Consider the following 13,082-nt stretch of genomic DNA (forward strand, 5'->3'; position numbering starts at 1 on the left):
ACTCTCCCGGGTGGATTCCCGGCGGAGATTGAAGTGATCATGCGCAAACCGAACGAGACCGACCGAGCCTGACCAGGCCCGATCGGTCTCGCTTCGGATTGCGCTCCCGGATGTGCTCCGGGATCAGTCGCGGGCGGCGGCCCGCAGGCGGGCGGCCTCGTACAGCACGATGCCCGCCGCGACACCGGCGTTGAGCGACTCGGTCAGCCCGGACATCGGGATCCGGACCCGCATGTCGCAGGTCTCGGCGACGAGCCGGGAGAGGCCCTTGCCCTCGGAGCCGGCCACGATCACGACCGGCCCGGCCAGCAGCTCCAGGTCGCCGATCTCGGCCTCGCCGTCGGCGGCCAGGCCGACGACCATCAGACCGGCCTTCTGGTACGACTCCAGGGTGCGGGTCAGGTTGGTGGCCCGGGCCACGGGGAGGCGGGCGGCGGCGCCGGAGGAGGTCTTCCAGGCACCGGCGGTCATGCCGGCCGCGCGGCGCTCGGGGATGACCACGCCGTGCGCGCCGAAGGCGGCGGCCGAACGGACCACGGCACCGAGGTTGCGCGAGTCGGTGACCCCGTCGAGGGCGATGATCAGCGCGTCCTCGTTGTTGTCGGCCGCGTCGGCGATCAGGTCGTCCGGGTGCGCGTACTCGTACGGCGGCACCTGGAGCACCAGGCCCTGGTGGTTCATGTTGCCGGTCATGTTGTCCAGCTGGACGCGCGGCGCCTCCATCAGCGGGACACCGCGCTCGGTGGCCGCCTGGAGGGCCTCCCGGGTGCGGTCGTCGGTGTCGATGAACTGCTGGACGTACAGGGCGGTGGCGGGCACGTCGCCGCGCAGCGCCTCGACCACCGAGTTGCGGCCGAAGACCAGCTCGGCCGAGCCCGCGCCACCGCGGCCGCCGCGGCCGCCGGCGCCGGCGCGCCGCATGCCGGCCCGCGACTTGGCGTCCATCTCGCGCTTGACGGCCGCGTTGGCCTGGCGCTGCTTGATGTGGCCCTTGCGCGCGGAGGCCGGCGGCGTCGGGCCCTTGCCCTGGAGCGCCTTCCGGCTGTGGCCGCCCGTCCCGACACTCGCGCCCTTCTTCGATCCGGGGTTGCGTCGGTTCCTACGCTGGCTGTTGCCGGCCATGCCTGTACTTCCTGTCTGTCCGTCACACCCGACGACCGGACGGCCTCAGGCATGCTCTGCGTCATGCGGATGGGCCGCACCTACCGGTGCGGCCCACCCTCACCCCTGTGCGGGGTTACTGGTTGTTGATCGTCCAGCGCGAGCCGGACGGGGTGTCCTCGATCACCAGACCGGCCGCGGTGAGCTGGTCCCGGATGGCGTCCGAGGTGGCGAAGTCCTTGCGGGCCCGGGCCGCCTGGCGCTGCTCCAGCACCAGCCGGACCAGCGAGTCGACCACGCCGTGCAGGTCGTCGCCCTTGGCCGCGCCCGCCCACTGCTCGTCCAACGGGTCGAGACCCAGTACACCGAGCATCGCACGGACCTCGGCCAGACGCGCCACCGCGTTCTCCTTGTCGCCCGCGGTCAGGGCGCTGTTGCCCTGGCGGACGGCGGTGTGCACCACGGCCAGCGCCTGCGGCACGCCGAAGTCGTCGTCCATCGCCTCGGCGAAGGCCAACGGCACCTCGGGCGCCGCGTCCACCGCGCCGCACTGCTCGACCACGCGCTGGATGAAGCCCTCGATCCGGGCGAAGGCCGTCTCGGCCTCGCCCAGCGACTCCTCGCTGTACTCGATCATCGAGCGGTAGTGCGGGGCCGAGAGGTAGTAGCGCAGCACGATCGGGCGCCAGCGCTGCAGCATCTCGGAGACGAGCACCGAGTTGCCGAGCGACTTGCTCATCTTCTCGCCGCTCAGGGTGACCCAGGCGTTGTGCACCCAGAAGTTCGAGAACTCGTCGCCGAAGGCCTTCGACTGCGCGATCTCGTTCTCGTGGTGCGGGAAGATCAGGTCGAGCCCGCCGCCGTGGATGTCGAAGGCGGAGCCGAGGTACTTGTGCGCCATGGCCGAGCACTCCAGGTGCCAGCCCGGGCGGCCGCGGCCCCACGGGGTCTCCCAGCTGGGCTCCCCCTCCTTGGCCCGCTTCCACATCGCGAAGTCGCGCGGGTCGCGCTTGCCCGTCTCGCCCGCGCTCGACGGCTGGCGCAGGTTGTCCAGCTCCTGGTTGGAGAGCTCCAGGTAGTCCGGGTAGGTGGTGACCGCGAAGTAGACGTTGCCGTCCGCCTCGTAGGCGTGCCCCTTCTCGATGAGCGTGCGCATCATCTCGATCATCTCGGGCACGTGCCCGGTGGCCCGGGGCTCCACCGAGGGCCGCAGGCAGCCGAGCTGGTCGTAGCCCTCGTTGAAGGCGATCTCGTTGGTGTACGCGATCTGCCACCACGGCACGCCGGTGTCGTGGCTCTTGGCGATCACCTTGTCGTCGATGTCCGTGACGTTCCGGACGAAGGTGACCTGGTAGCCGCGGTAGGCGAACCACCGGCGCATCACGTCGAAGTTGAGGTTGGACCGGATGTGTCCGATGTGCGGGGCCGCCTGGACGGTCGCGCCACACAGGTACATGGAGACACAGCCCGGTACAAGCGGGACGAAGTCGCGTACCTGGCGGGTGTTGGTGTCGTACAGGCGAAGGCTCACAGCGTCAAGCGTAGTGGGCCCCGGGGGGTGCCCCGCCACCTTTTCCGGGGCGGGGCACCGACTTCTTCCCTTTACCGGTCGTCAGTTCATGCCGACGACCTTGCGCGGAGTGACCCGGCAGACCACCCGGACGTCCTCGGGCCCGTCGTTCTGGTAGTCGTGGCCCAGGTACTTGCGGGAGAGCTCGTCGATCAGCTCCCGGCCGCCCTCGGTGGTCATCTCCACCTCGCCGCGCACCTCCACGTAGGTGTAGGGCGTCTCCGGCGGGTTGACCACGACCGAGACCCGCGGGTCCCGCGCCATGTTGAGGTGCTTGCGGCGGCCTTGGACGGTGGAGAACAGCACGTCCTCCCCGTCCCGCTTGACCCAGACCACGGAGGCCTGCGGGCTGCCGTCCGGCTGGATGGTGGAGACCACCACGAAGCTCTTGTCGTCGAGCAGTGCCTTCGCCTTGTCGGAGAGTTGCGCGGCCATGCGGGTGCCCTCTTCCACTCGGGCCGGCCCGGCGGCCGGCGGGTTCCGCCGACCACGCTAGCCACTGGGGGCCCACTGGCCGAGGGGCCGCGCCGCTCCCCCGAAAAGCCGTCAGACCTCGTACACCAGCGCGGTGGCCAGCGCGGCCAGCCCCTCCGCCCGGCCGGTCAGGCCCAGGCCGTCGGTGGTGGTGCCGGAGACCGCGACCGGCGCGCCGACGGCCGCCGAGAGCACGGCCTGGGCCTCCTCCCGGCGCTTGCCGACCTTCGGGCGGACCCCGATCACCTGGACCGAGACGTTGCCGATCTCGAAGCCCGCCGCGCGGACGATCCGGGCCGCCTCAGCCAGCAGCGTCACGCCGGAGGCCCCGGCCCACTCGGGGCGGTCGGTGCCGAAGTGCGCACCCAGGTCACCGATCCCGGCGGCCGAGAAGAGCGCGTCGCAGGCCGCGTGCGCGACCACGTCGGCGTCCGAGTGCCCGGCCAGGCCGTACTCGGCCCCGGGCCACTCCAGGCCGGCCACCCAGAGCGGGCGCCCGGCCTCGAAGGCGTGCACGTCGGTGCCGATCCCCACCCGCGGGAGCGGCCCACGGGGAATCGGCGGGGTGCTCCCCGGCGTGTCGGCCGGCGCGTCGGTCGGGGTGTCGGTCGGGGTGTCAGAAGCCATCGGAAGCCCTCCTCCGGGCGAGCACGGCCTCGGCGAGCACGAGGTCGAGCGGACGGGTCACCTTGAACGCCTCCTCGTGGCCGGGCACCACGACCACCTGGCCGCCGTAGTGCTCGACCAGGCCGGCGTCGTCGGTGACCGGCGGCAGGGTGCCGACGGCCTCGTCGACCAGCGCCTTCTCGTGCACCTCGCCGAGCGTGGCGCGGCGGAAGCCCTGCGGGGTCTGCACCGCGCGCAGGCTCGCCCGGTCGGGCGTGTCGAGCACCGGCTCGGGCGCGCCGGGCTGCGGCACCACGCGCTTGACGGTGTCGGCCAGCGGCACGCCCGGCACCACGGCCTGCGCCCCGGCCCGGACGGCGGCGGCCACCGCGTCCACCACGTCCACCGGCACCAGCGGGCGGGCGGCGTCGTGCACCAGCACCACCTCGAACTCGGCCGGCACCGCGGCCAGCCCGAGCCGCACCGACTCCTGGCGGGTCGCCCCGCCGGCCACCACCCGGATGTCCTTGCCGTCCAGACCGTGGCTGTCCAGCAGCGCGGCGACCTCCGCCACGCCGTCGGCGGGGGCCGCCACCACGACCAGCCCGACCGCCCGGCTGCGGGCCAGCGCCCGGACGGCGTGCACCAGCAGCGGCACGCCCCCCAGTTCCCGCAGGGCCTTCGGGGCGCCCGGCCCCAGCCGCTCCCCTCGCCCGGCGGCGGGGACGACGGCTGCTGCGACTGCTGCTGAGGCGTTCAGGTTTCGCTCCTTCGGCGAGGTGGGTATGGCCATCTGTGCGTCACCCCGGGCCCCTTCCAACCCCCGTGGCGCGCGGGCAGTACGTCACAGGTGCGGGTGAGCCCGGTCAGCGGTGGGCCCGGCGAGCCCTCGGAGCGCACGGCACGGCTCCCGGGCAGCCGCCCGGGTATGCCGAAGCGCCCGGCATGACGACCCGTCACCTGACCTTACGCGACCAGGTGACGCACCGGCATCGGGCGCCTAGGCATGATGATGAAAAGCGTGGACCGAAGCCCCCTCAGCGGGCGCTCCGGCCGGTACGCGGACTCAGGAGGCCAAGACCTCGTCGAGCAGCGTCTCCGCCTTGTCCTCGTTGGTGTTCTCAGCGAGCGCGAGCTCGCTGACCAGGATCTGCCGAGCCTTGGCGAGCATGCGCTTCTCGCCGGCCGACAGGCCGCGCTCACGCTCACGACGCCACAGGTCGCGGACGACCTCGGCGACCTTGATGACGTCGCCGGAGGCCAGCTTCTCCAGGTTCGCCTTGTACCGGCGGGACCAGTTGGTGGGCTCCTCGGTGTACGGTGCACGAAGCACCTCGAAGACCCGGTCCAGACCGTCTTGGCCTACTACGTCACGCACGCCGACGAACTCGGCGTTCTCAGCGGGCACGCGGAGCGTCAAGTCTCCCTGCTGCACCTTCAGCACCAGGTAGGTCTTGTCCACACCCTTGATCTGGCGAATTTCGATGGCCTCGATCAGTGCGGCCCCGTGATGGGGGTAGACCACCGTGTCGCCAACCTTGAACGTCATGTGACAGGACCCCTTCCGTGGCTTTCCAGAATAACACGCTTTTCAGTGTGTCCGAAGGGCGTTTTCGCAGGTCAGGGCCGGTCTCGGGGCTTGACAACCACCCCCATGGCGTGCTGCGGCCAAGGCCTCGCGAAGGCTTCCCGCAGGTGGGAGGTGGTACGGACACCTGACGAAACCTCTGGAAAGACTGCCGAAACCATGATTTGATCTTGAGTTTTTGCTCCACCCTCCGGCTGGATCCGGCCTCGATCGTTATCCGACCGCGTGACGGTGCTCACCCGACCCCTTCCGGCCCACCCGCCCCGGCAGCCGCGGCCGCCCGTCCGGGTACGTACCGGGACAGCCGTTCGAGTACGGCCCGGGCGCCGTCCGAGCGCCGTCCGGGGGCTCGGTGCGCGACACGGGGCCACCCCGTGAGAGCCGGATATGTGCGGTCGGTAACCTGAGCCGTGACCACCCGACCTGAGATCCAAGGAGAAGCCGCCGCCGTGAGCCGCAGCCTTCGACGCGGCGCCCTCGCCGCCATCGTTCTCGCCGCGATCGTCCCGCTTTCCGCCTGTGCCGCCGGGAACACCCCCGACACCCTCCAGGTCAAGCCGGACAACGCCGCCACCTCGATCGGCAACACCCTCAAGCTCAACAACATCGTGGTGGTGACCAAGGCCGACGCCGTCGCCGAGCAGCCCGGCCCGGCCAACGTCACGGTCAACATCAGCAACCAGGGCTCCACCCCGGAGACGCTGAAGTCGATCGCCCTGGGCGGGGGCGCGAGCGCGACCTTCACCGACGCCAAGGGCGCCACCGTGCCCGAGATCGTCATCCCGGCCGGCGGCTCGGTGCTGCTCGGCGGCCCGGACCAGCCGGAGGCGCACCTGGCCACCGCCGCGGTCAAGGTCGGCGGCTTCACCGACGCCACCTTCACCTTCGGCACCGCCGGCAAGGTCACCTCGGCCGCCCAGGTCTACTCGGCCAAGGGCCCGTGGGAGGCCTTCGGCCCGGCCGCCGCGCCGACCGGCCTGCCCACCCTCGCCGGTGCCTCGGCCTCCGCTTCGGCCTCGGCCTCGGCCGGTGCCACCGCGGGCGCCTCGGCCACCCCGGGCGCCACCCCGAGCGGCTCGGCCTCGGCCACCGCCGGTGCGACCGGCACCCCGGGCGCCACCCCGAGCGGCTCGGCCAGCCCGAGCGCGCACTGACGCAGCGCATGCGGAGGGCCCCCGCCGGTCACGACCGGCGGGGGCCCTCCTGTGCGCTCGGGACGCGGTCTACGGCTCGAACTTGTAGCCGAGGCCGCGCACGGTGACCAGGTAGCGCGGGGCGCCCGGGTCCGGCTCGATCTTGGCCCGCAGGCGCTTCACGTGCACGTCCAGGGTCTTGGTGTCACCGACGTAGTCGGCGCCCCAGACCCGGTCGATCAGCTGCATCCGGGTGAGCACCCGGCCCGCGTTGCGCAGCAGCATCTCCAGCAGGTCGAACTCCTTGAGCGGCAGGTCGACCTTGGCGCCGTCCACCGTCACCACGTGGCGGTCGACGTCCATCCGGACCGGGCCGGCCTCGAGCGCGCCGGGGCCGCCGCCGTCGCCCGCGCCGCCGCCGTCCTCGCCGCGGCGCCGCAGCACCGCGCGGATCCGGGCCACCAGCTCACGGGTGGAGTAGGGCTTGGTGACGTAGTCGTCCGCCCCTATCTCCAGGCCGACCACCTTGTCGATCTCGCTGTCCTTGGCGGTCACCATGATGACCGGGACGTTGGAGCGCACGCGCAGCTGACGGCAGACCTCGGTGCCCGGCAGGCCCGGCAGCATCAGGTCGAGCAGGACCAGGTCGGCGCCGTTGCGCTCGAACTGCTCCAGCGCGTCGGGGCCGGTGGCGGCGATGGCCACCTCGAAGCCCTCCTTGCGGAGCATGTACGAGAGGGCGTCGCTGAACGACTCCTCGTCCTCGACCACCAGTACTCGGGTCACGGTCTAGCCTCCGGGGCAGGAAGGGGTGTGCCATCTAGGGGTGACACAGCTAGGGGTGATGCTGCTTGCGTGGCTCCGGGCTGCTCCGGCGCCGGGGCCTGCCCGGCGGGGAGTCGCACGGTGAAGGTGGAACCCTGGCCCTCGACGCTCCAGACCGAGACGGTGCCGCCGTGCGAGGCGGCCACGTGCTTGACGATCGAGAGGCCGAGGCCGGTGCCACCGGTGGCGCGCGAGCGGGCCGGGTCGACCCGGTAGAACCGCTCGAAGATGCGCTCCCGGTCCTTCTCCGAGATGCCGATGCCCTGGTCGGTCACCGATATCTCGATCAGCTCGCCGTCGGCCTCGCCGAGTGCGGCGGCGCTGGAGATCCGTCGGGTGGCGATGGCCACCCGGGTCCGGGGCGGGCTGTAGTTGACGGCGTTCTCCACCAGGTTGCCCAGCGCGGCGGCCAGCTGGCCGCGGTTGCCGTGCAGGTAGAGCCCGCCGATGCCGCCGGCCGCGATCAGGATCTGCTTGGCGGCGGCGGGCTGGCGGCAGCGGTCGATGGCCTCGGCGATCAGCTCGTCCACCGGGACGGGCTCCGGGTCCATCAGCAGCTGGTCGTCCTGGACGCGGGAGAGGTCGATGATCTCCTGCACCAGGCTGGCCAGCCGGGTGGCCTCGATCTGCATCCGGCCGGCGAAGCGCTGCACCGCCTCCGGGTCGTCGGAGGCGTCGGCCACCGCCTCGGAGAGCAGCGAGAGCGCGCCCACCGGGGTCTTGAGCTCGTGGCTGACGTTCGCCACGAAGTCACGGCGGACGGCCTCGATCCGGCGGCGCTCGGTGAGGTCCTCGACCAGCACCAGCACCAGCCGGGAGCCCAGCGGGGCGACCCGGACGGAGACGGCCAGCGGGTCGGCGGCGCGGGCCGCGCCGGGGCGCGGCACCTCCAGCTCGACCTGGCGGATCTCGCCGTCCCGCCGGGTGGCCCGGGCCAGCCCGAGCATCTGCTCGACGGCCATCGCGCCGCCCCGCACCAGGCCCATCGCGTACGCCGCCGAGCTGGCCTTGACCACCTCGTCGGCCTCGCCGAGCACGATCGCGCAGGAGCGCAGCACCGAGAGCACGGTGTCCACCCCGGGCGGCAGCGGCGGCTCCTGGGCGGGCGCGGCGCTCAGCCCGCTCCGGGCACCACCGCCGGTGCCGTTGTTCTTGCCGCCCCTTGCCTGCTCGCGCTCGCTCCACCGGAAGGCGATGGCAGCCGTGAGGCCTACACCGAGCCCGGCTATGGCGCAGGCAGCGGCGGCGGCCACGTTCACGTCCATACGGCCAGCGTAAGCGCAACGCGGTGGGCCGCCCCCAGGGTGTGATCAAGGCATCCGCCGGGCGTTGCCGAGAATTCACCTTCAGGTTCCCGCTCATTAACTGTGCGGGTCGTCCGTGGTCGCCCGAACGGACCAGTCTGGTGGACATCAGCCCGTGTGGGCAGGGTGGAGCGTACGATTCGCGCCACCCGCAGCGAAGTGGTCATACGAGATGACCGGTCGGCACCGCCACCGACACAGCTTCTGAGGAGAACAGCATGCGCGACGTGTACCACGAGGAACTCGACTCGATCAGCGACAGCCTGGTCGAGATGGCCCGCCTGGTCGGCTCCGCCATGGGCCGCGCCACCACCGCGCTGTTGGACGCCGACCTCGCCCTGGCGGAGAGCGTGATCGCGGCCGATGCCAAGGTCAACGCGCTCCACCACGACCTGGAGAACCGCGCGATCGATCTGCTGGCCCGCCAGCAGCCGGTCGCCACCGACCTGCGCATCGTGGTCACCTCGCTCCGGATGAGCGCCGACCTCGAGCGCTGCGGCGACCTCGCCCGGCACGTGGCCAAGGTCGCCCGGCTGCGCTTCCCCGAGACGGCCGTCCCGGCCGACCTGCACCCGATCGTCCTGGAGATGGGCCAGCTCGCCCAGCGCCTGGTGGCCAAGGCCGGCCAGGTCATCGCCACCAAGGACGTGGACGCCGCCCTGGAGCTGGAGCGGGACGACGACGCGATCGACGCGCTGCACCGCGAGCTCTTCTCCCACCTGCTGGACGACCGCTGGCAGCACGGCATCGAGACCGCCGTGGACGTCACCCTGGTCGGCCGGTACTACGAGCGCTTCGCCGACCACGCGGTCTCGGTGGCCAAGCGCGTGGTCTTCCTGGTCACCGGCGAGCACGCGGGCGACTTCGTCGCCGCCCAGGACGCCGCCGCGGAGTGACCACCGGCCACGACCGGCTGCCGGTCTCCGGTTGAAACCCGCACTCCGTGCGCCCTCGGTGGTCCGCCACCGGGGGCGCACGGGGCGTGTAGCGGCCCGCACCCGCGCGCCCGTTGACGCCTCATCAGCGGCGGGATTCACTCGAAGCATGGGCACCGCCGCGTGCCTGGATCGAGGAGGACCGCCATGCAGGAAACCCCGGACACCACGGCCGTCGCCGCCGTCGAACCTCCCGCACCCCGCCTGCTGCCACTGCTCGCCGCCGGCTGCGGGTGCGGTCCGGGTTGCGGCTGCGGCTGCCAGGCGGGCGCGCCCTGCCAGTGCGGCGGCTGACGGCCCCCAGCCGGCCCGGCGGCTGACCCCGGGACCGACGACGGCCCCTCGCCCGTGCGGGCGAGGGGCCGTTCCGGCAAGAGGAGTTACTTCTTGCCCTGGTTCTTGACCGCCTCGATCGCGGCGGCGGCGGCCTCCGCGTCGAGGTAGCGGCCGCCCTTGGCGAGCGGCTTGAAGTCGGCGTCGAGCTCGTAGACGAGCGGGATGCCGGTCGGGATGTTCAGGCCCGCGATGTCCTCGTCGGAGATGCCGTCGAGGTGCTTGACCAGAGCGCGCAGGCTGTTGCCGTGCGCCGTGACCAGGACGGTCTTGCCGGCCGCCAGGTCCGGGACGATCGAGTCGTACCAGTACGGCAGCATGCGCTCGACGACGTCCTTGAGGCACTCGGTGCGCGGACGCAGCTCGCTCGGGATGTCGGCGTAGCGGGCTTCACCGGCCTGCGAGTACTCGTTGTCGTCGGCCAGCACCGGCGGCGGGGTGTCGTACGAGCGGCGCCACAGCTGGAACTGCTCCTCGCCGAACTCGGCCAGGGTCTGGGCCTTGTCCTTGCCCTGGAGCGCACCGTAGTGGCGCTCGTTCAGCCGCCAGCTGCGGTTGACCGGGATCCAGTGACGGTCGGCCTTGTCCAGGGCGATCTGCGAGGTGCGGATGGCGCGGCGCAGCAGCGAGGTGTGCACCACGTCCGGGAAGAAGCCCTCGGAGGCGAGCAGCTCGCCGCCGCGCGCGGCCTCCTTCTCGCCCTTCTCGTTGAGGTCGACGTCGACCCAGCCGGTGAAGAGGTTCTTCTGGTTCCACTGGCTCTCGCCGTGGCGGAGCAGGATCAGTCGGTAGGTCGTGTCAGCCATGCGCCCCAGCTTAGTGGAGGCCGAAATCGGGTGGCCGGGCCGTAGGTCCCTGAGTAAGCTGCGCGCTGGCACCCAGCCTCTTACCTGCGGTGCCGTCACCGCTGAGCGCCCCGCAGCATGCCGCTGAGCGCCTCGCACCGTTCCGTTCAGCGGACCACCACCCCGGGGGAGCACCGCATGCCCAGGCCAGCACCGTCCGAGACCGGCTCCGCCCCCCGTGCCGGAGGGCGGCTGCGGGCGAGCGTGCTGGAGGCGGTCGGCGGGCTGCCGAGCTCGTTCTGGTGGCTCTTCGTCTCCACGCTGGTGAACCGGATCGGCGGGTTCGTCCTCACCTTCGTAACCCTTGCTTAAACCGTACGATCGGATGATCAAGGGGGAGCTATGACTTCAACGACCGTTGCGGATGTGCGGGCCGCCGATCCCGCCAACCCGTACGCCGGACTCCGGGGCGGAAGCTACGCCCGCAAGAGCGCCTACCAGGGGAAGAAGGCGCGTAAGGGCGAGTCCGTGCGCGAGCAGCTCGACGCGAACAACCTTGACGCCGGGAGGCTCGGCGTCAACGTGGTCGAGGAGTTCATCGACGACGACCGCTCGGCATCCCGGCACGGCGCCAACGCCGAGCGCGAAGACTTCGAGCGCATGATCGAGTGGATCGAGACCGGACGGCTCGACATCGCGTTCGCTTGGGCATCGACTCGCTTGCAGCGCGACCTCGCGGTGTACGTGCGACTCCGTGACGCCTGCGCCAAGCACGGTGTGCTCTGGTGCGTCGGTGGCAAGGTCTACGACCTGACCAACAAAGACGACCGGTTCCGGACGGCGATCGACGCGGTGATCGGCGAGCGGGAGGTCGACGAGCTTCGGGCGAACGTCATGCGGTCGCTTCGGGCGAACGCGGTGGCCGGCAAGCCGCACGGCAAGAGGACCTACGGATACCGCCGCGTCTACGACGAGCACACCGGTGCCTTCCTGCGCGTCGAGAAGGAGCCGGCCGAGGCCAAGATCGTTAAGGAGATCAGCGAGCGAGTGGCGGGGGGCGAGGCGTACCTGCGGATCGCCCGCGACCTCGACCGTCGCGGAGTCCAGCCGCCGGCGCCCGAATGGACCTGGCAGCAGGTCAAGCGGCTCGCCGAGTGGCACGAGGGCTTGCCGAAGAACAAGGAACTCGCGCCGGCCACGATCCAGCGGATCAAGGATCATGCCGACCTACAGGCGGAGGCGCAGGAGCGGCTCGCCGCTGGCGAGGAGGCGCTCGACATCTCCCGCGACTTCAACGCTCGCGGGGTGCCGATCATCATGTGCCGGTGGCAGCCGCCGACCATCGTCGAGTTCGCCCAGCACACCCGGTACCTCGGCGTGCGGACCCACCACGGCGAGGTGACCGCCGAGGAGGCGTGGCCGGCGGTCGTGGACAAGGCGACCCATGCGCGGTGCGTGATGACCATCAAGTCACGCAAGGGCAAGCGGCGTTGGAACACCCGGCCCGGCGCGACCAAGCGTTGGCTGTCGGGCTCGATGATGTGCGATGTGTGCAGTCAGCCTGTCGGCTCGGACCTCAAGGACACCGGGCCTAGGTATGGCTGCGTCCAACCTGGGCAAGGCGACGAGAAGGGGTACCACGTCAGCGCGAAGACCGAGGATGTCGACCCGTTCGTATTGGGCAAGTTGCTGGACTGGCTCGCCAATCCGGCGTTCATCGCGGCGTTCACGCAGGGCGACGGGGAACTCGTCAAGCAGATCGAGGAGGCCGAGGCCGAGGCCGCGTTGCTGTCGGCGCAGCTCGACGAATTCATCGCCGAGGCGGGGGCCGGCCGCCTGTCCGCGCGCGCCCTGGTGGCCGTCGAGGCCGACTATCTGCCCAAGATCGAGGAGGCCAAGCGGAAGGCGCAGGCGCTGCGGGCGCCGTCCGTGGTCCGCGACTTCGCTGGCGCGACCCGTGAGGATCTCGAAAAGGCTTGGCCTGCGCTCAAGTTGGAGCAGCAGCGGTTGATCGCCGCGACGTTGCTCGACGTTCGCCTCAAGCCGCGCGGCAACAGCGGCAAGCGCCTTGAGGTGCACGAGTACGTGAGCGTCGAACCGCGTCGCATGCAGCTCGCCGCGTAGGCGGAAGCCGAAAGGGCCGGACAGCGTCTGCTGTCCGGCCCTTTCGCTATGCGTGGACGCCTCACGAGTCGCCGCCCCCGCCCGGTCCTGGGCAGCCGTCTGCCAGCCCGTTGAGCGCCGTCTCGATCGCGGCGGCGCCGGTCGCCGTGATGTGCCGGTCGTCGACCGTGAGCACGAGGTTCTCGTCGGTGGCTCTGACGACGGCCGGGGCTCCGGAGTCCAGTCGGGTACGGCGGACCTTGATCATTCGGTGTACTTCCCCCTTTGGAGCATGGCGCAGACTCGATTCGTACACAGTTTCGAA

General features: G+C 71.4%; 15 protein-coding genes. 5 read left to right on the forward strand and 10 right to left on the reverse strand.

Annotation, left to right across the window (positions count from 1 at the left end; genetic code table 11):
- Positions 1-123 precede the first annotated feature (123 nt).
- The 6 genes from rlmB to CFP65_RS16535 form a co-directional block, all read right to left on the reverse strand.
- The gene (gene rlmB / locus CFP65_RS16510) at positions 124-1,122 is read right to left on the reverse strand and encodes a 23S rRNA (guanosine(2251)-2'-O)-methyltransferase RlmB (protein WP_104816817.1); all 999 of its coding nucleotides are present in this window, start codon (positions 1,120-1,122) and stop codon (positions 124-126) included.
- A 115-nt stretch (positions 1,123-1,237) separates the two neighbouring features.
- Entirely contained in the window at positions 1,238-2,632 is a 1,395-nt protein-coding gene (gene cysS / locus CFP65_RS16515) for a cysteine--tRNA ligase (RefSeq protein WP_104816818.1), read from the reverse strand.
- 81 nt (positions 2,633-2,713) lie between these two features.
- Positions 2,714-3,106 carry a PPOX class F420-dependent oxidoreductase gene (locus CFP65_RS16520; RefSeq protein ID WP_104816819.1) on the reverse strand — a complete coding sequence of 131 codons (393 nt, stop codon included), beginning with the start codon at positions 3,104-3,106 and terminating at the stop codon, positions 2,714-2,716.
- 111 nt (positions 3,107-3,217) lie between these two features.
- Complete coding sequence (ispF, locus tag CFP65_RS16525) at positions 3,218-3,772, reverse strand: 2-C-methyl-D-erythritol 2,4-cyclodiphosphate synthase (RefSeq protein ID WP_254552420.1); 555 nt, start codon at positions 3,770-3,772, stop codon at positions 3,218-3,220.
- Positions 3,762-4,544 carry a 2-C-methyl-D-erythritol 4-phosphate cytidylyltransferase gene (ispD, locus tag CFP65_RS16530; RefSeq protein ID WP_104816820.1) on the reverse strand — a complete coding sequence of 261 codons (783 nt, stop codon included), beginning with the start codon at positions 4,542-4,544 and terminating at the stop codon, positions 3,762-3,764. The genes ispF and ispD overlap by 11 nt, the downstream gene beginning before the upstream one ends.
- Positions 4,545-4,817: 273 nt before the next feature.
- Positions 4,818-5,300, reverse strand: coding sequence for a CarD family transcriptional regulator (locus tag CFP65_RS16535; protein ID WP_030255707.1), 483 nt, complete (start codon positions 5,298-5,300; stop codon positions 4,818-4,820).
- Positions 5,301-5,788: 488 nt separating this feature from the next.
- Between CFP65_RS16535 and CFP65_RS16540 the strand changes: the two genes are divergently transcribed.
- A complete protein-coding gene (locus CFP65_RS16540) occupies positions 5,789-6,493 on the forward strand; it encodes a DUF461 domain-containing protein (protein ID WP_104816821.1) in 705 nt (234 codons plus the stop codon).
- A 69-nt stretch (positions 6,494-6,562) separates the two neighbouring features.
- Here CFP65_RS16540 and CFP65_RS16545 read toward each other — a convergent pair whose 3' ends face one another.
- Both CFP65_RS16545 and CFP65_RS16550 read right to left on the reverse strand, forming a co-directional pair.
- Positions 6,563-7,258, reverse strand: a complete 696-nt coding sequence (locus tag CFP65_RS16545) for a response regulator transcription factor (protein WP_104816822.1) — start codon at positions 7,256-7,258, stop codon at positions 6,563-6,565.
- Positions 7,255-8,562, reverse strand: coding sequence for a cell wall metabolism sensor histidine kinase WalK (locus tag CFP65_RS16550; protein WP_104816823.1), 1,308 nt, complete (start codon positions 8,560-8,562; stop codon positions 7,255-7,257). Before CFP65_RS16550 ends, CFP65_RS16545 begins: the two co-directional genes overlap by 4 nt.
- A gap of 257 nt (positions 8,563-8,819) precedes the next feature.
- On the opposite strand from CFP65_RS16550, the gene phoU reads away from it, so the two are divergent.
- Both phoU and CFP65_RS39755 read left to right on the forward strand, forming a co-directional pair.
- Positions 8,820-9,497 carry a phosphate signaling complex protein PhoU gene (gene phoU, locus CFP65_RS16555; RefSeq protein ID WP_104816824.1) on the forward strand — a complete coding sequence of 226 codons (678 nt, stop codon included), beginning with the start codon at positions 8,820-8,822 and terminating at the stop codon, positions 9,495-9,497.
- 186 nt (positions 9,498-9,683) lie between these two features.
- Positions 9,684-9,830 carry a hypothetical protein gene (locus CFP65_RS39755; protein ID WP_168219604.1) on the forward strand — a complete coding sequence of 49 codons (147 nt, stop codon included), beginning with the start codon at positions 9,684-9,686 and terminating at the stop codon, positions 9,828-9,830.
- An 86-nt stretch (positions 9,831-9,916) separates the two neighbouring features.
- On the opposite strand, the gene CFP65_RS16560 is transcribed toward CFP65_RS39755, so the two are convergent.
- Positions 9,917-10,675, reverse strand: a complete 759-nt coding sequence (locus CFP65_RS16560) for a phosphoglyceromutase (RefSeq protein ID WP_104816825.1) — start codon at positions 10,673-10,675, stop codon at positions 9,917-9,919.
- A gap of 177 nt (positions 10,676-10,852) precedes the next feature.
- Here CFP65_RS16560 and CFP65_RS38960 point away from each other — a divergent pair, with 177 nt between their 5' ends.
- Positions 10,853-11,026 carry a hypothetical protein gene (locus CFP65_RS38960; protein ID WP_158702204.1) on the forward strand — a complete coding sequence of 58 codons (174 nt, stop codon included), beginning with the start codon at positions 10,853-10,855 and terminating at the stop codon, positions 11,024-11,026.
- A gap of 30 nt (positions 11,027-11,056) precedes the next feature.
- Positions 11,057-12,778 carry a recombinase family protein gene (locus CFP65_RS16565; protein ID WP_104816826.1) on the forward strand — a complete coding sequence of 574 codons (1,722 nt, stop codon included), beginning with the start codon at positions 11,057-11,059 and terminating at the stop codon, positions 12,776-12,778.
- Positions 12,779-12,839: 61 nt separating this feature from the next.
- On the opposite strand, the gene CFP65_RS16570 is transcribed toward CFP65_RS16565, so the two are convergent.
- Complete coding sequence (locus CFP65_RS16570) at positions 12,840-13,025, reverse strand: hypothetical protein (RefSeq protein WP_104816827.1); 186 nt, start codon at positions 13,023-13,025, stop codon at positions 12,840-12,842.
- Positions 13,026-13,082 lie beyond the last annotated feature (57 nt).

It is taken from the genome of Kitasatospora sp. MMS16-BH015, assembly GCF_002943525.1.
Lineage (GTDB): Bacteria > Actinomycetota > Actinomycetes > Streptomycetales > Streptomycetaceae > Kitasatospora.

Bases quoted from the DNA above. Each gene is read 5' to 3' on its own strand.
- CFP65_RS16560 (WP_104816825.1), bottom strand. From the start codon at position 10,675: ATGGCTGACACGACCTACCGACTGATCCTGCTCCGCCACGGCGAGAGC.
- ispF (WP_254552420.1), bottom strand. From the start codon at position 3,772: ATGGCTTCTGACACCCCGACCGACACCCCGACCGACGCGCCGGCCGAC.
- CFP65_RS16550 (WP_104816823.1), bottom strand. From the start codon at position 8,562: ATGGACGTGAACGTGGCCGCCGCCGCTGCCTGCGCCATAGCCGGGCTC.
- CFP65_RS38960 (WP_158702204.1), top strand. From the start codon at position 10,853: ATGCCCAGGCCAGCACCGTCCGAGACCGGCTCCGCCCCCCGTGCCGGA.
- rlmB (WP_104816817.1), bottom strand. From the start codon at position 1,122: ATGGCCGGCAACAGCCAGCGTAGGAACCGACGCAACCCCGGATCGAAG.
- CFP65_RS16535 (WP_030255707.1), bottom strand. From the start codon at position 5,300: ATGACGTTCAAGGTTGGCGACACGGTGGTCTACCCCCATCACGGGGCC.
- CFP65_RS16570 (WP_104816827.1), bottom strand. From the start codon at position 13,025: ATGATCAAGGTCCGCCGTACCCGACTGGACTCCGGAGCCCCGGCCGTC.
- CFP65_RS16565 (WP_104816826.1), top strand. From the start codon at position 11,057: ATGACTTCAACGACCGTTGCGGATGTGCGGGCCGCCGATCCCGCCAAC.
- CFP65_RS39755 (WP_168219604.1), top strand. From the start codon at position 9,684: ATGCAGGAAACCCCGGACACCACGGCCGTCGCCGCCGTCGAACCTCCC.
- ispD (WP_104816820.1), bottom strand. From the start codon at position 4,544: ATGGCCATACCCACCTCGCCGAAGGAGCGAAACCTGAACGCCTCAGCA.
- phoU (WP_104816824.1), top strand. From the start codon at position 8,820: ATGCGCGACGTGTACCACGAGGAACTCGACTCGATCAGCGACAGCCTG.
- CFP65_RS16520 (WP_104816819.1), bottom strand. From the start codon at position 3,106: ATGGCCGCGCAACTCTCCGACAAGGCGAAGGCACTGCTCGACGACAAG.